General features: G+C 62.8%; 16 protein-coding genes. 12 read left to right on the forward strand and 4 right to left on the reverse strand.

What is annotated here, in order from left to right; translation table 11 throughout:
- The first annotated feature begins 30 nt into the window (after positions 1–30).
- Both F3H95_RS20425 and F3H95_RS20430 read left to right on the forward strand, forming a co-directional pair.
- Positions 31–585, forward strand: a complete 555-nt coding sequence (locus F3H95_RS20425) for an alpha/beta hydrolase (RefSeq protein ID WP_142880833.1) — start codon at positions 31–33, stop codon at positions 583–585.
- Between the two features lie 109 nt (positions 586–694).
- The gene (locus F3H95_RS20430) at positions 695–3,253 is read left to right on the forward strand and encodes a bifunctional diguanylate cyclase/phosphodiesterase (protein WP_244618088.1); all 2,559 of its coding nucleotides are present in this window, start codon (positions 695–697) and stop codon (positions 3,251–3,253) included.
- A 251-nt stretch (positions 3,254–3,504) separates the two neighbouring features.
- Here F3H95_RS20430 and F3H95_RS20435 read toward each other — a convergent pair whose 3' ends face one another.
- On the reverse strand, positions 3,505–3,819 hold the full coding sequence (locus F3H95_RS20435) for an ATPase inhibitor subunit zeta (RefSeq protein ID WP_142880831.1): 315 nt from the start codon (positions 3,817–3,819) through the stop codon (positions 3,505–3,507).
- Between the two features lie 236 nt (positions 3,820–4,055).
- Between F3H95_RS20435 and purC the strand changes: the two genes are divergently transcribed.
- The 10 genes from purC (at position 4,056) to F3H95_RS20485 (ending at position 11,849) form a co-directional block, all read left to right on the forward strand.
- Positions 4,056–4,820 (forward strand): phosphoribosylaminoimidazolesuccinocarboxamide synthase, encoded by a 765-nt coding sequence (gene purC / locus F3H95_RS20440; protein ID WP_142880830.1) that lies wholly within the window; start codon positions 4,056–4,058, stop codon positions 4,818–4,820.
- 17 nt (positions 4,821–4,837) lie between these two features.
- Entirely contained in the window at positions 4,838–5,080 is a 243-nt protein-coding gene (purS, locus tag F3H95_RS20445; protein WP_149747359.1) for a phosphoribosylformylglycinamidine synthase subunit PurS, read from the forward strand.
- Positions 5,081–5,097: 17 nt separating this feature from the next.
- Entirely contained in the window at positions 5,098–5,355 is a 258-nt protein-coding gene (locus tag F3H95_RS20450; RefSeq protein ID WP_149747360.1) for a hypothetical protein, read from the forward strand.
- Complete coding sequence (gene purQ, locus F3H95_RS20455) at positions 5,352–6,023, forward strand: phosphoribosylformylglycinamidine synthase subunit PurQ (protein WP_142880827.1); 672 nt, start codon at positions 5,352–5,354, stop codon at positions 6,021–6,023. The genes F3H95_RS20450 and purQ overlap by 4 nt, the downstream gene beginning before the upstream one ends.
- Positions 6,024–6,124: 101 nt before the next feature.
- Positions 6,125–6,514, forward strand: a complete 390-nt coding sequence (locus F3H95_RS20460) for a hypothetical protein (RefSeq protein ID WP_149747361.1) — start codon at positions 6,125–6,127, stop codon at positions 6,512–6,514.
- A gap of 309 nt (positions 6,515–6,823) precedes the next feature.
- On the forward strand, positions 6,824–7,387 hold the full coding sequence (locus F3H95_RS20465; RefSeq protein WP_142880825.1) for an acyloxyacyl hydrolase: 564 nt from the start codon (positions 6,824–6,826) through the stop codon (positions 7,385–7,387).
- Between the two features lie 118 nt (positions 7,388–7,505).
- A complete protein-coding gene (purL, locus tag F3H95_RS20470) occupies positions 7,506–9,713 on the forward strand; it encodes a phosphoribosylformylglycinamidine synthase subunit PurL (RefSeq protein ID WP_149747362.1) in 2,208 nt (735 codons plus the stop codon).
- 86 nt (positions 9,714–9,799) lie between these two features.
- Positions 9,800–10,033, forward strand: a complete 234-nt coding sequence (locus tag F3H95_RS20475; RefSeq protein WP_142880823.1) for a BolA family transcriptional regulator — start codon at positions 9,800–9,802, stop codon at positions 10,031–10,033.
- A gap of 142 nt (positions 10,034–10,175) precedes the next feature.
- Positions 10,176–10,511 carry a Grx4 family monothiol glutaredoxin gene (grxD, locus tag F3H95_RS20480; protein ID WP_142880822.1) on the forward strand — a complete coding sequence of 112 codons (336 nt, stop codon included), beginning with the start codon at positions 10,176–10,178 and terminating at the stop codon, positions 10,509–10,511.
- 132 nt (positions 10,512–10,643) lie between these two features.
- Entirely contained in the window at positions 10,644–11,849 is a 1,206-nt protein-coding gene (locus F3H95_RS20485; protein WP_142880959.1) for a multidrug effflux MFS transporter, read from the forward strand.
- A gap of 82 nt (positions 11,850–11,931) precedes the next feature.
- Here F3H95_RS20485 and F3H95_RS20490 read toward each other — a convergent pair whose 3' ends face one another.
- The 3 genes from F3H95_RS20490 to alaS form a co-directional block, all read right to left on the reverse strand.
- Positions 11,932–12,747 (reverse strand): inositol monophosphatase, encoded by an 816-nt coding sequence (locus F3H95_RS20490; RefSeq protein ID WP_149747363.1) that lies wholly within the window; start codon positions 12,745–12,747, stop codon positions 11,932–11,934.
- An 8-nt stretch (positions 12,748–12,755) separates the two neighbouring features.
- A complete protein-coding gene (ttcA, locus tag F3H95_RS20495; protein WP_188134447.1) occupies positions 12,756–13,628 on the reverse strand; it encodes a tRNA 2-thiocytidine(32) synthetase TtcA in 873 nt (290 codons plus the stop codon).
- 228 nt (positions 13,629–13,856) lie between these two features.
- Positions 13,857–16,517 (reverse strand): alanine--tRNA ligase, encoded by a 2,661-nt coding sequence (alaS, locus tag F3H95_RS20500; RefSeq protein WP_149747365.1) that lies wholly within the window; start codon positions 16,515–16,517, stop codon positions 13,857–13,859.
- Positions 16,518–16,553 lie beyond the last annotated feature (36 nt).

Consider the following 16,553-nt stretch of genomic DNA (forward strand, 5'->3'; position numbering starts at 1 on the left):
GCGACGCGGCCGGCTCAGCAGATAAGGGCCATGAAGGCATCAGACGCAGATATTCTCATCGTTCCCGGCTACACCAATTCCGGACCGGCCCACTGGCAGACGCGCTGGCAGTCCAAGTTGCAGACCGCGCGGCGGGTGGAACAGGCCGAATGGTCGAAGCCCGTGCGCGAGGACTGGGTGGCGCGTGTCGCCGAAGAGGTGAACGCCTCCACGCGGCCCGTCGTGCTGGTCGCCCATTCGCTGGGCGTTCCGACCGTCATCCACGCCATTCCGCATTTCCGCAACAAGGTGGCCGGCGCCTTCTTCGTCGCGCCGCCGGATGTGGCCAACCCGGACATCCGGCCGAAGCATCTGATGACGTTTGGCCCCTATCCGCGCGACCCGCTTCCCTTCCCGTCGATGACGATTGCCAGCCGCAACGACCCCTTCGGCACCTACGAACACGCCGACGACATCACCAATGCCTGGGGCTCACAGCTGATCGATGCCGGCGAGGCGGGCCATATCAATGCCGATTCGGGTCACGGCCCCTGGCCGGAAGGCACCATGGTGTTCGCCCGCTTCCTCTCGGGATTGAAGCCTTGACCTGCCGCGCGAAATCCTTCCTTCTTAGGTGAATTATTTAACTTTGGTTAAAAGAAGCGGGCTAATGTCGCGCATCAGGTGATGTCAAGCTTGGGGGAGTGCGTCGCTGGTGTTGCCGGATTGCCAAATTCCGAATACGCCCGTTTACGGTGTGGCAGCCGCCGAGGCTGCAGCGCTTGCCTTCGTGCCCTTCCCGACCGTTCTGGTCGAAGCCCCCAACGGGCGGATCGTCGAAACCACGGAACGCTTCGAACAGGATTGGCGCCGTCCCGCCAAATTCTCGCACATCTTCGAGCTTGGCTCGCTTGTTCATCCGGAAGATCGGGGCCCGCTGGAAGCGCTCCTCGCCGGCAACCGCATTTCGGAGACGGATGAGCCTCTCATCGTCCGGGTCCCGCTCGCATCAGGCGCCCAGAAATGGGCGCTTGTCGATTGTGCGCCCTGGCCGAACGACCTTGCGGACGGGACACCGCGTCTTCTCCTGCAGTTTGCCGACATCACCGCACAGAAAAAACGCGAGGCCGAGATCGCGACCCGCGAATTGCGCTGGAACAGCGCCCTGATCAGTTCGGTCTCCGGCGTCTGGGACCACCATTATGCGATCGGCGTCAAATATTACTCGCCCACCTGGCGACAGTTGCGCGGTCTCAAGGAAGGCGATCCGCTTCCCGCCACCAAGGAGGAATGGCTGAAGCGCCTGCATCCGGATGATGTGGACTTTACGCTGCACGCCATGGAGCGGCAGGAGGCGGGCGATCCCGACTATCAGGTGTTCCTTTACCGGGAGCGGCATGCCGACGGTCGCTGGGTCTGGATCGAATGCCGCGGCAACTGCGTCGAGCGTGCGCCGGACGGGCGACCACTGCGGGTGATCGGCACCGACACCGACGTCACCGACCGCATCGAGGCCGAACATGGCCTGACCCAGATGACGCGCCGGCTGGAGATGGCGCTGTCGCTGTCCGGCGTCGGTGTTTTCGAGGCCGATCTCGTCACTGGCCGTGTCCACTGGGACGAGCGCATCTATGAAATGTACGGCATCTTGCCAAGCGAGGAGATCCGGGTGGGCGAGACCTGGGAAAGTTTCCTGCATCCCGAGGATCGCCCCCGCATCCTGGCTGCGGCTGCGGCCGAGCATGATGAAGGACGCCCCTTTGCCGAAGAATATCGCATCGTTCTGCGGGACGGCAGCGAGCGGGTAATCCGCAGCTGCACCATGAGCTATGTCGATCAGGACGGCCACAGGAAGACGGTCGGCGCCAATTGGGACATCACCGATGACGTCATGCTGCAGCGCGAACTGGACCGTGCACGGCGGACTGCGGAGGCGCGCAACGCCGAGCTCGAGGCAGCGCGCAGCAGCATCGAATACAATGCGATGCATGACTACCTGACCGACCTGCCCAACCGCCGCTATCTCGATACGGTCATGGCGGAACAGGCGATGCAGGCAAGGCGCGACGGGACCGCTCTCGGCGTTCTGCATATCGATCTCGACCGCTTCAAGCAGATCAATGATACGCTGGGGCATGGCGCCGGCGACGCCATACTGCGCCATGCGGCAGGTGTTCTGCGCAAATCCGCCCGTCCGGGCCAGTTCGTTGCCCGCATCGGCGGCGATGAATTCGTGCTGCTTGCACCCTTTGACGGCTCCGCCCGCAAGCTTGCCTCACTGGCGGATCGGCTGGTGCGCTTGCTCAGCGAACCCGTGCTGCACGAAGGCCGCGAATGCCGCGTCGGCGCCAGCATCGGCATCGCCTGGATGAAGGGCGGCGACATCGATGCCCACCAGCTGCTCCTGAATGCCGATATGGCGCTCTATCGGGCCAAGAAAGCCGGGCGGAACCGTCACGAATTCTATTCGGCCGAAACGCACGAGCAGATCCTGATTGCCAAGCAGACCGCAGACGACATCCTGCACGGCATCGAAACAGGCCAGTTCTTTCCCGTCTACCAGTTGCAGTTCGACGCCAGAAGCCTCGAAATCAGCGGCGCCGAAACGCTGGCACGCTGGCAGCATCCGACCCAGGGATTGCTGGCACCCGATACCTTCCTGTCGATTGCCGAGGAAATCGGCGCGCTGTCGGTCATCGACGACCTGATCCTGGAAAGGGCGCTCGCCGATCAGGCGCGGCTGCTCGACATGGGTCTGGCCTTGCCCAAGCTTTCGGCGAATGTCTCCTATCGCCGCCTGCTCGATCCCGGCCTGATCCGCAAGGTGCGGAAACTTTCACTGCCGCCTGGCATGCTCTCCTTCGAGCTTCTGGAATCGACCTTTCTCGACAATTGCGGCGACGAGGTCATGCGCAATCTGGCACAGCTGAAGCGACTCGGCATCGATATCGAGATCGATGATTTCGGCAGCGGCCACGCCTCGATCGTCAGCCTGCTGCGTCTGTCGCCCAACACGCTGAAGATCGACCGACAACTGATCCGTCTCCTGCCGCAATCGGCGGAACAGCGTAGGCTGGTGGGGTCGATCATCGAGATCGGCAAGTCGCTGAATGTGCGTGTCGCCGCCGAAGGGGTCGAAAGCATGGAGCACGCACGCATCCTGCGCGATCTCGGATGCGACGTGCTGCAGGGCTTTGCGCTTGCAAAGCCGCTAGCCTTCGGCGAACTGGTGCCCTTCATGCTCTCGGGCGCCTGGCGCGAGACATGCTGCTAGAGCATGTCCGAGCCCAAAATGCGTCAGCGGTCTTGCGTCCGGACTGCCTGAAAACAAAGTGATAGAGCATTTCAGGTGATCCGGTTTTCACCGGAAATGTTCCAGTCACCCCACGCTTGGCGGCGACGCGCGTCGCACCCGCACGCCAAACGCATACTTCCCATCCAGGGTGAACCTGTTTTCGGCATGCGCAAAGGCACGACGGATTAGGGAACCCTTGCCCGGCGCTTACGATCGCGAGAGGCGGCGGATCAGGGCGCCCGCATCTCGGCCAGCGTTTCCAGCAGCATCTCGCGCATGCGGGTGGCCAGATCCTGCTCGTCGAGAACGAGGGCTGCGGCCGCAAATTCGCTACGCAGCCTCGCGGTCATCGCCTTGTCGTCATGGTGCTCGACCGCCCAGGCGGCAAACTCCTCCGCATAGGCGATGGGATTGGACTTGCCGAGCAGCTGTCCGGCCCAAAGGCCGATCAGCTTGTTGCGGCGCGCGGTGGCGCGAAACTGCTCGCCTTCCTCGTAGGCAAACCTGTTTTCGAGCGCAAGCGCCCGGTCATGCAGAGTGATCATTGGCTGTCCCCGATGCCATGCGCCCGCAGGCGCGACGAACCGATGCAAAGGAAACTGCCGGAGAAGATTTGCCAAACCGTGTAGCTCAACGGTGAACGAATCCTTCTTGCCTGTGCCGTCCTCCACCACATGCTCTGCCAACGCGCATTGTGAATTGCACGGTTTTCCGTTATGGGACCGCTCAAAGACCCTTCACGGCGCCACGACCGGCGCCCAACAACAAGAGACAGAAACTCATGAACCGTCGCCGCCGTATCTACGAAGGCAAGGCCAAGATCCTTTACGAAGGCCCTGAGCCTGGCACGCTGATCCAGTTCTTCAAGGATGATGCCACTGCCTTCAACAAGAAGAAGCATGACGTCATCGACGGCAAGGGCGTGCTCAACAACCGCATCAGCGAATACATCTTCACACACCTCAACAAGATCGGCATCCCCACGCATTTCATCCGCCGGCTGAACATGCGCGAGCAGCTGATCAAGGAAGTGGAAATGATCCCGCTGGAAATCGTCGTGCGCAATGTCGCCGCCGGTTCGCTCTCGACGCGCCTTGGCATCGAGGAAGGCGTGGTTCTGCCGCGCTCGATCATCGAATTCTACTACAAGTCCGACCAGCTCGGCGACCCGATGGTCTCGGAAGAGCACATCACCGCCTTCGGCTGGGCCAATCCGGCCGAGCTTGACGACATCATGGCGCTCGCCATCCGCGTCAACGACTTCCTTTCCGGCCTCTTCCTCGGCGTCGGCATCCAGCTCATCGATTTCAAGATCGAATGCGGCCGCCTGTTCGAAGGCGACATGATGCGCATCATCCTCGCCGACGAGATCTCGCCCGACAGCTGCCGACTGTGGGACATCGAGACGAAGGAAAAGATGGATAAGGACCGCTTCCGCCGCGACCTCGGCGGCCTGCTGGAGGCCTATTCCGAAGTTGCCCGTCGTCTCGGCATCATCAACGAAAACGAACCGATCCGCGGCACCGGCCCGGTTCTGGTCCAGTAAGCTTCGAGGAGCACTCAGTGATCAAGGCACGCGTCACCGTCACGTTGAAGAACGGCGTTCTGGACCCGCAGGGCAAGGCCATCGAAGGCGCGCTCGGAAGCCTCGGCTTCGAGGGCGTCCATCAGGTGCGCCAGGGCAAGGTCTTCGATCTCGAACTCGACACCTCAGACCGCACCAAGGCTGAGGACGAACTGAAAGCCATGTGCGAAAAGCTGCTGGCCAACACCGTGATCGAGAACTATTCTATCGCTCTGATCTGACGGTTGCGGAACGTGTCATGGCCGATGTCACCAGTGAACTTCTGTATGAACTTATGAAGCGGGTTCACGCGGAAGTCGCCGATGTGAAACAGGGCCAGCGCGAACTGAAGGCGGAGATGAATGCGATGCGGGGTGCCATGGTGTCACTTCATCAGGACATTCACAATCTTCACTCCGTTTTAGCGCGGCATGAGCTGCGTCTTGACCGCATCGAAAATCGTCTCGAACTCCGAGAACTGTCAGAAGCACAAGCAAGGTTTGAGCCCCATCCATGAAGTCCGCCGTCCTCCAGCTTCCCGGCCTCAACCGCGACCGGGACATGATTGCCGCCCTTACGCGCATTTCCGGGCAGGCCCCGGTCACCGTCTGGCAGACGGAAACGGAAATCCCGGATGTCGACCTGATCGTCATCCCCGGCGGCTTTTCCTATGGTGACTATCTGCGCTGTGGCGCGATTGCCGCGCGCATGCCGGTGATGCAGGCCGTGCGCGAAAAGGCGGCCAAGGGTGTCAAGGTTCTCGGCGTCTGCAACGGCTTCCAGATCCTGGTCGAGGCCGGCATGCTGCCCGGCGCCCTGATGCGCAATGCCTCGCTGAAGTTCGTCTGCAAGGAAGTGAAGCTCGAGGTGGTCAACGCCGATACGGATTTCACCCGCGCCTATGCCGAGGGCCAGATCATCCGCTGCCCGGTTGCCCACCACGACGGCAACTATTTTGTCGAGGACGAGACCCTGAAGGCGATGCAGGACAGGGGCCAGGTGGTCTTCCGTTATGCGGAAGGCACCAATCCGAACGGTTCGATGCTCGACATCGCAGGCGTCGTCAACGAGGCCGGCAATGTGCTCGGCATGATGCCTCATCCGGAAAACCTCATCGAGGCGGCCCATGGCGGCACCGATGGGCGCGGCATCTTCGCCTCTGCCCTGGATGTCATTGCGGCCTGAGCCATACGCCTGCCGCAATCATCCGTCAGCCCTCCATGTCTCGAGGCTCCGTGGCAACGCGGAGCCTCTTTTCCTCCCGCCGTTTGTCCGGATCAGAGCCCATGACCTACAAGATCGCCCTCGCCTGCCTTGCCGTCACGCTCGTCAGCCTGCAGGGCTGCAAGAGCGAGCGCCCCGCAGCCGTGGCGCCGGATCGCGCGGCGCTGCCGATGATGGAGCGGATCGCGGTCGCGGCAAACAGCTGCTGGTTCAAGTCCGGCGATGCAGCCTTTGCCGCCTACCGGCTGGCGCCGGAACTCAATTCCTTCTCCGGGCGTCCGCGCATCCTGGCGGTCCCGCGCCACAGCCCGGAATCGCGTCCTTTGCTTGTCGTGCAGGCAGAGGGAAATCCGGCGCGGCTTGACGCCTTCGGACCGATGATGAACGGCAGTCAGGCGGCCCGCATCCGCAAGGACGTGACGCGCTGGGCCGCCGGCGACAAGGGCTGCTGAACACGCGGACCGAGCCGGGGATCTTAGTGGTTTCAACCGGTTAGCCGGCTTACGCGACTCTCGTCCTTCAGGCTTCCTGATTCGCGGATCTCATGGCCGCCGGCTGGCTCCCCATGCCTCCCCGTGACTGGATTTTCAGCAGTCTCCGGCGCGCTGAGCGTACTTTTTCTGCAACAATGCCGCGTCTTTGCGTGTCATGATTTGGCACTGCCGAGATACCACCTTGTATCTTGCTCAATTCAGGGACAACCTCCGGCACGCTGCTTCGGGTGTCGAAGCAGATCCCGTCCATCGGAGTTCACCTGAACGATGTCCCAACGTGCATGTTCCAAGCTGGCAGCATCCCTGTTTGCATCCGCATGTCTCCTGATTGCCGCCGGCCCCAGCCTTGCACAGGACAATATCTTCGATGAAGCGCGCTTCGGTTCGGTGCTGGGCGTTGACCAGGCCAATCCGGAACGCGGCGTGCTGATCACCGGCATGCTTTTCTTCGATCCCTGGGACCATGACAATGCCACCGGGTGGAGCAAGTTCACCCGCCCCCGCATCCATATCGGCGGTGATGTCAGCACGGCCGGGGAGACCAACCAGATTTATGCCGGCTTCTCCTGGACGGCGCATCTGAACGACACTTTCTTCCTCGAAGCAGGCTTCGGCGGCAGCGTCAACGACGGCAACCTGCATCCGGATGGCAGCAACAGCCCGGCGCTCGGCTGCCATACCCTCTTCCACGAATACCTCGCCGCCGGCATCAATCTCGACAAGAACTGGCGCCTCGTCGGCACGGCCGAGCATTCCTCGCATGCCGGCCTCTGCGGCAGCGACAACAGCGGCCTGACGCGTGCCGGCCTGATGGTCGGCTACAAGTTCTGATCATCGCCTCACCGGCGACAGACGCAAATCATCTGGGCGCGACGGGAAATTTCCTGTCGCGCCCTTCTGTCATCTAGGCTAAAGAGACGCCAGTCTGGACCGCCCACTAGAGATGACGATGACCATTTCCAACACGATCGCGATCACGCCCGACCTCATTGCCGCCCACGGCCTGAAGCCTGATGAATACCAGCGGATTCTCGATCTGATCGGCCGCGAGCCGACCTTTACGGAACTCGGCATCTTCTCGGCGATGTGGAACGAGCACTGCTCCTACAAGTCATCCAAGAAGTGGCTGAAAACGCTGCCGACCAAGGGTCCGCGCGTCATCCAGGGACCGGGCGAAAACGCCGGTGTGGTCGATATCGATGACGGCGATGTCGTGGTGTTCAAGATGGAGAGCCACAACCACCCCTCCTACATCGAGCCCTATCAGGGTGCGGCAACCGGCGTTGGCGGCATTCTGCGCGATGTCTTCACCATGGGCGCCCGGCCGGTCGCGGCGATGAACGCGCTACGCTTCGGCGCGCCCGATCATCCGAAGACCAGGCACCTTGTGGCCGGCGTCGTTGCCGGTGTCGGAGGCTACGGCAATTCCTTCGGTGTGCCGACCGTCGGCGGCGAAGTCGAATTCGACCCCCGCTACAACGGCAACATTCTCGTCAATGCGTTTGCCGCCGGCCTTGCCAAGTCCGACGGCATCTTCCTGTCGCAGGCCAAGGGCGTTGGCCTGCCGGTCGTCTATCTCGGTGCCAAGACCGGCCGCGATGGCGTCGGCGGCGCAACCATGGCCTCGGCCGAATTCGACGAGTCGATCGAGGAGAAACGCCCGACCGTTCAGGTCGGCGACCCCTTCACCGAAAAGTGCCTGCTGGAAGCCTGCCTTGAGCTGATGAAGACCGGCGCCGTGATCGCCATCCAGGATATGGGGGCGGCCGGTCTCACCTGCTCGGCGGTCGAAATGGGCGCCAAGGGCGACCTCGGCATCGAGCTGCACCTCGACAAGGTGCCGGTGCGCGAGGAGCGCATGACGGCCTACGAAATGATGCTGTCGGAAAGCCAGGAGCGCATGCTCATGGTGCTGGAACCCTCCAAGGAAGAGGTCGCCAAGGCGATCTTCGTCAAGTGGGGCCTGGACTTCGCGATCGTCGGCTACACCACCGACGACCTGCGTTTCCGCGTCATCCACCAGGGCGAGGAGGTCGCCAACCTGCCGATCAAGGAGCTCGGCGACGAAGCCCCGGAATACGACCGTCCCTGGCAGCCTTCCGCTGCCCGCGCGCCGCTGCCGGTCGAAAAGGTTGCAGCACCCGCCGATTACAATGAGGCCCTGCTGAAACTGGTCGGCTCCGCCAACCAGTCCAGCCGCCGCTGGGTCTACGAACAATATGACACGCTGATCCAGGGCAATTCCCTGCAGCTTCCGGGCGGCGATGCCGGCGTCGTGCGTGTCGAAGGCCATCCGACCAAGGCGCTCGCCTTCTCCTCCGATGTCACGCCGCGCTATGTCGAGGCCGATCCGGTCGAAGGCGGCAAGCAGGCGGTTGCCGAATGCTGGCGCAACATTACCGCAACCGGCGCAGAGCCGCTCGCCGCCACCGATAACCTGAATTTCGGCAACCCCGAAAAGCCGGAGATCATGGGCCAGTTTGTCGGCGCCATCCAGGGCATCGGTGAAGCATGCCGCGCGCTCGATTTCCCGATCGTCTCGGGCAATGTCTCGCTCTACAACGAGACCAACGGCATCGCGATCCTGCCGACCCCCACCATTGCCGGCGTCGGCCTGCTGCCCGACTGGTCGAAGATGGCGCGGATCGGCTCTGCAAAGGCGGGCGACGTGCTGATCATGATCGGCGGCGATGGCAGCCATCTCGGTTCGTCCGTCTATCTGCGCGACATTCTGGGCTCCACCGAGGGCCCGGCGCCGGTGGTCGATCTCGGCGCCGAGCGTCGTCACGGCGATTTCGTGCGCGGCATCATCCGCAACGGTCAGGTGACCGCCTGCCACGATATTTCCTCGGGTGGGCTTGGCGTGGCACTGGCCGAAATGTGCATGGGTGCCCGCCAGGGGGCGAAGCTGTCTCTCGCCGAGGGGCGCGGCCTGCCGCATGCCCAGCTGTTCGGTGAAGATCAGGCCCGCTACGTCATCGCAGTGCCGGCAGATCTTGCCAACTTCGTGCGCGCCAGCGCCGAATCGGCTCGGGTGCCCTTCCGCACGCTTGGAACGCTGGGAGGCGAGCGTCTCGTCATCGACGAGATCGTCGACGTCGCGGTTGCCGATCTCGTGGAAGCCCATGAAAGCTGGTTCCCCAGCTTTATGGCGTAAGCGCATCAGGAAGCGCTTTGACAATGGCGCGCTTTTTGGCACTCTTGCTGAAAAGCGCGTTGCGACTGACTTGAAAGGAATGACCCATGCCCATGCGCCCCGGTGACATCGAAGACATGATCAAGGCGGGGATCCCGGGTGCCAAGGTCAAGATTCGCGACCTCGCCGGCGACGGCGATCATTATGCGGCCGAAGTCGTGGCCGAAGCCTTCCGCGGCAAGACCCGCGTTCAGCAGCACCAGATGGTCTATGAGGCGCTGAAGGGCAACATGGGCGGCGTTCTGCATGCGCTGGCACTGCAGACCTCCGCGCCTGAGTGACGCGGCCCGTTCATCACGCTGGCTGGCATCACGCGATTTGATGGGTTCCAGCACGCGCAATGGCTGGAATTTGTGTAATCCCGTGTTATTTAAAGGCCCGACAGCGCCCGGACCTTGACCCCGGGCAGGAAAGGAACGGACCATGAGCGGAATTCACGACTTGATTGACAGCGAAGTGAAGGGCAACGATGTCGTTCTCTTCATGAAGGGCACCCCCCAGTTCCCGCAGTGCGGGTTCTCCGGCCAGGTGGTGCAGATCCTCGATTACCTCGGCCTCGACTACAAGGGCATCAACGTGCTCGCCGACCAGGAAATCCGCCAGGGCATCAAGGACTATTCGAACTGGCCGACGATTCCGCAGCTCTACATCAAGGGCGAATTCGTCGGCGGCTGCGACATCGTCCGCGAAATGTTCCAGTCCGGCGAATTGCAGTCGCACCTCCAGGAACAGGGTATCGCCGTTCGCGGCGCTGCCTAAGGGGCCTCTTGCCGGCTGATCCGGCATCATCGATTTCAGATCGAGGCGCCGCCATCCCGCGGCGCCTTTGCATTTTCAGGATTATTGATCGTGACATCCGTAACCAACGTGGCGGCCGCCCGGCTGAAAGGCATGGGCAAGGCTGAATTCATTGGCATGATGGCCATGCTGATGGCGCTCAATGCGCTCGCCATCGACATCATGTTGCCGGCTCTGCAACAGATTGGCGAGGCACTCCGGGTCGAGAACGTCAACGAACGCCAGTTCATCGTGTCCTCCTACCTGTTCGGCTTCGGTTTCGCACAACTGCTCTACGGCCCGATTTCGGACCGCTTCGGCCGCCGCAAGCCGATGATCTTCGGCCTGGCGCTCTATATCGTCTGTTCGTTTGCCATTGTCGCGGTTCCCTCCTTCTCCGGCCTGCTGATCCTGCGTTTCATCCAGGGAGCGGGCGCCGCTTCCACGCGCGTCGTCACCGTGTCGATCGTGCGCGACGTGTTCGGCGGCCGCGCGATGGCTGAGGTCATGTCGCTGATCATGATGGTGTTCATGATCGTGCCGATCATTGCGCCGGGCACTGGCCAGGTGATCATGCTGGGCGGCAACTGGCACATGATTTTTCTCTTCATCGGCATCATGGCGATCGCCATCCTTGTCTGGATGATGCTCCGGCTGCCGGAAACCCTTGCGCCGGAGGATGTCCGTCCGCTGACGCTGTCCTCCATCATCGACGGCTTTCGCATCGTTCTGACCAACCGCATGGCGCTGTGCTACACGATTTCCGCGACCTTCATCTTCGGGGCGCTCTTCGGTTTCATCAACTCCGCGCAGCAGGTCTATGTCGGCATCTACGGTCTCGGGCACTGGTTCCCCGTGGCCTTTGCTGCCGTCGCCGCCTTCATGTCCTTTTCTTCCTTCCTGAACTCGCGCCTGGTCGGGCGCTTCGGCATGCGCAGGCTGTCGCATGGCTCCCTGCTGGCGTTCATTGCCATCACGGCGCTCTGGCTGTTCGTCCAGCTCGTCGGCCCACAGCCGATGCCCTTCCTGCTGTTCCTCAGCTTCTTCGGGCTTGCGATGTTCATGTTCGGCTGGATCGGCGCCAACTTCAATTCGCTGGCCATGGAACCGCTCGGCCATGTGGCAGGCACGGCCTCCTCCGTCCTCGGCTTCATGAGCACGGTTGGCGGGGCGGCAATCGGCGCCCTTATCGGGCAGGCCTTCAACGGCACGGCGCTGCCCATGGTCGCGGGCTTCTTCTCCGTCTCGCTCGTCGGGCTCGTCTTCGTGCTGATTGCCGAAAAGGGCAAGCTCTTCCAGCCGCACAATCCGCGCGTCTGACGGCGCTCCGGTTTTAAAATACAGAAAAGCCCCGGCATCACTTTCGTTGCCGGGGCCTTTCAAATGCGGGCCAAAGGCTCTCTCAGCCGATGATTTCGTCGCGCAGCACGCGCCAGCTGTCCGGGTTGGTGGCAACGAGCAGGCCGCCTTCCAGATCGGTCGGGCGATAGGGACTGCCGTCAAAACGCGCCGCATGGCCACCGGCCTCCTGGGAGATCAGCGTTCCCGCCAGATGATCCCAGGGCATCAGCTTGTTGTACATGGCAAAATCCACATGGCCACCGGCAAGCGTGCGATATTCCTGCGCCGCACAGCGATAGCAGGCGAACATGCGCACCTTGGCGAGATTGCCAAGAATCTTCTCCCGCTGCTCGCCAAAGAAATAGCCAGCCGATGCCATGCCGATCATCGATCCCAGCGGCTTCGGTGCCGCCACCGACAGGCGGATCGCCTCGCCATCCGGCCGGCGCAGATAGGCGCCACTTCCCTTTTCCGCCATCACCCAGTCATCGCCCATCGGATCATAGATCAGGCCGGCGACCGTTTCGTTGCGGTAGACCACCGAGGCCATCACGCCGAAGGCCGGAATGCCCGAGGCAAAGTTGAATGTACCGTCAACGGGGTCGACAATGACCGCCAGTTCCGCTTCCTTCAGCTTTGACAGCAAGGCCGGGTCGGCCGCGACCGACTCTTCGCCGATGAACAACGCCTGCGGCGCGAGCTGCTCCAGTTCCGCGCGGATCATCCGCTCGGCATTCACATCAGCCTCGGTGACGAGATCGGTCGCCTCACTCTTGGCGCGCACGTCGCCATCGGAGAGCCTGCGAAAACGCGGCAGGATTTCGGCCTTGGCAGCACGTCTGAGAACGTCCGCCAGTGCCATCACATCAATGCTCATGGAAAACCTCAGTCTTTCGGGGAGGGAGAAAGGGAAGCGAAATCGAAAAGCTTGGGATCGAGTAGATGCGACGGATTCACGTGGGCAAGCGCCCGCAGCATGCGGTCCTTGCGGCCCGGCATCTGCGTTTCCATCGTCGTCAACATCTGCTTCATGGCATTGCGCTGCAGCCCGTCCTGCGAACCGCAGAGATCGCAGGGGATGATCGGAAACTGCAGGGCGGCGGCAAATTTCGCCAGATCCTCTTCCGCGCAATAGGCGAGCGGCCGCAGCACGAAGAGGTCGCCCTCGTCGTTCAAAAGCTTGGCCGGCATGCCGGCCAGCCGTCCGCCATGAAACAGGTTCATGAAAAAGGTTTCGAGAATGTCGTCGCGGTGATGGCCGAGCACCAGCGCATCACAGCCTTCCTCGCGTGCCACCCGGTACAGGTTGCCGCGTCTGAGTCGCGAGCAGAGCGAGCAGTAGGTGGCACCCTCCGGCACCTTTTCCTTCACCACCGAATAGGTGTCGCGGTACTCGATGCGGTGCTTGACGCCAATGCCCGTCAGGTATTCCGGCAGGATGTGCCTGGGAAAATTCGGCTGGCCCTGGTCGAGATTGCAGGCGACAAGCTCGACCGGCAGAAGCCCGCGCCACTGCAGATCCATCAGCAGCGCCAGCAGGGAATAGCTATCCTTGCCACCGGAGAGCCCGATCAGCCAGCGCGTCTGGCCCTTCAGCATGCCGAAATCGTCAATCGCCTGCCGCACCTGCCGCAGCAGGCGCTTGCGCAGCTTGTTGAAGGCGGTCGTCTGCGGCGCATGGGCAAACAGGCCGTTGAGAAAGCCATCCGCTTCCACCGGCATATCGTCCGTCTCGTCGATCGCCACCGCCAGCGTCACGCCCTGTCCCTTCCCTTGCCAAGCACCCGTCAGGTTCATTCCGAACCCGGCAGCCCCTGGGTTTTCCTTGCTTCGTCTGTCTGGTCCGCCGTCTCTGCGGAAAAACCACGTTCCGGTCTTTCCCGACAGATACGGGCCACGTCAGCCATGCCGGCGCTCCCCGTCACGGGTTTCGCCCGGGAACCATAGAGAAGGGCCGTGCCGGTGCCCGGCCCTTGCCTCTTTCGATCAGCCCGCGATGGCGGCTGCCACCGCTTCGATGGCCTCATCAGCCTTGGCACCGTCCGGACCGCCGGCCTGCGCCATGTCCGCACGGCCGCCACCGCCCTTGCCGCCGAGGGCGACGGAAGCGACCCGCACCAGATCGACGGCGCTGAAGCGTTCCGTCAGGTCGGCCGTCACGCCGACAACCGCGCTCGCCTTGCCATCATCGCTGACGGCAATCAGCAGCACGACGCCGGAGGTCAGACCGGTCTTGGCCTCATCCACCAGACCCTTCAGGTCCTTGGCATCGACGCCGCTGACGGCCTTGCCGAGATACTTGATACCGGCAAGCTCGCGCACCTCGGAAGCAACTCCGCCCTGGGCGCCGCCGATGGCCAGCTTGCGGCGGGCATCCGCCAGTTCCTTCTCGAGCTTCTTGCGCTCGTCCATCAGTGCCTCGACGCGCGGCAGAAGTTCGGACGGCTGCACCTTGAGGACGGAGGCCAGCGCCTTCACGCGCTCGTCCTGTTCGGCAAGATAGGCGCGGGCGCCCTCGCCCGTCACCGCCTCGATGCGGCGCACACCGGAACCGACGGCGCTTTCGCCCAGCACGCGCACCAGACCGATCTCGCCGGTCGAGGCCACATGGGTGCCGCCACACAGTTCGATCGAATAGGGTTTGCCGGCCTTGGCGCCCTCGATGCCGGTGCCCATCGAAACGACGCGCACTTCCTCGCCGTATTTTTCGCCAAACAGGGCCATGGCGCCCTCGGCAATCGCGTCATCGACGCTCATCAGACGCGTCGTGACCGGGGCATTCTGCAGGATGATGGCGTTCGCCATGTCCTCGACGCGTGCCAGTTCCTCGGCTGACATCGGCTTGGGATGGGAAACGTCGAAGCGAAGCCGCTCCGGCGAGACCAGCGAGCCCTTCTGGGCCACATGCGTGCCGAGCACCTCGCGCAGCGCCTCGTGCAGCAGGTGGGTGGCGGAATGGTTGGCGCGCAGGCGCGAACGGCGGGCATGGTCCACCGTCAGCACCACGGCATCGCCGGTCTTCAGCACACCTTCGGCAACCACCGCCGCATGCACGAACAGACCCTCGCCCTTCTTCTGGGTGTCGGTGACCGAAAGCTTCGCCCCATCGGTCGAGATCACGCCGGTATCGCCCATCTGGCCGCCCGACTCGCCGTAGAACGGCGTCTGGTTGACGACGATCTGCACCGTCTCGCCGGCCTTGGCCTCGCCGACAACCGTGCCTTCGCGGACGATTGCCTGCACCACACCTTCCGCCGATTCGGTGTCATAACCCAGGAATTCGGTGGCGCCGAACTTTTCCTTCAGTTCGAACCAGACACCTTCGGTGGCCTTTTCGCCGGAACCGGCCCAGCTGGCGCGCGCTTCCGCCTTCTGCCGCTGCATGGCATCGTTGAAGCCGGTGAGGTCGACGCCGATGCCACGGGCGCGCAGCGCATCCTGCGTGAGATCGAGCGGGAAGCCATAGGTATCGTAGAGCTTGAAGGCGGTTTCGCCGTCAAGCGAATCGCCCTTGCCAAGAGTTTCCGTCGCATCCGACAGAAGCGAAAGGCCGCGGGCGAGCGTCGTGCGGAACTTGCCTTCCTCGAGCTTCAGCGTCTCGGAAATCAGCGCCTCGGCGCGGCCAAGTTCCGGATAGGCGCGGCCCATTTCGCCGACCAGAGCCGGCAGCAGGCGGTACATCAGCGGCTCGCGCGCGCCGAGCAGCTGCATGTGGCGCATGGCGCGGCGCATGATGCGGCGCAGGACGTAACCGCGGCCTTCGTTCGACGGCAGAACGCCATCGGCAATGAGGAAAGCGGAGGAGCGCAGATGGTCTGCAATCACGCGGAAACTTGCCGCCTGGTCACCTTCCGCCCTGGCGCCGACCACGTCTTCCGTCGCCGAGATCAGCGTCTTGAACAGGTCGGTGTCGAACACGCTGCTGACGCCCTGCAGGATGCAGGCCATGCGCTCCAGGCCCATGCCGGTATCAATCGACGGGCGCGGCAACGGCGTGCGCTCGCCAGGCGCCGTCTGTTCGAACTGCATGAAGACGAGGTTCCAGAATTCCAGGAAGCGGTCGCCATCCTCTTCCGGTGAGCCGGGCGGGCCGCCCCAGACATGCTCGCCCTGGTCGATGAAGATTTCCGAGCACGGGCCGCAGGGGCCGGTATCGCCCATCTGCCAGAAATTGTCGGAGGTCGGAATGCGGATGATCTTGTCGTCGGAGAAGCCGGCAATCTTCTTCCAGAGGCTCGCAGCCTCCTCGTCCTCGGCATAGACCGTCACCAGCAGGCGTTCCTTTGGCAGATCGAAGCCCTTGGTGACGAGGTTCCAGGCAAGCTCGATGGCGCGCTCCTTGAAATAGTCGCCGAACGAGAAGTTGCCGAGCATTTCGAAGAAGGTCAGGTGGCGGGCGGTATAGCCGACATTGTCGAGGTCATTGTGCTTGCCGCCGGCGCGCACGACCTTCTGCGAGGTCGAGGCGGTCGTATAGGGACGGCTCTCCAGGCCCGTAAAGACGTTCTTGAACTGCACCATGCCGGCATTGGTGAACATCAGCGTCGGGTCGTTGCGCGGCACCAGCGGACTGGACGAGACGATCTCGTGACCGTTCTTGCGGAAATAGTCGAGGAAGGTCGACCGGATTTCATTCACGCCACTCATGCAACAGCCCTTATACCCCCGCCCCAGGCGGTCCCT

The organism is Rhizobium sp. RU35A, assembly GCF_900156005.1.
Lineage (GTDB): Bacteria > Pseudomonadota > Alphaproteobacteria > Rhizobiales > Rhizobiaceae > Neorhizobium > Neorhizobium straminoryzae.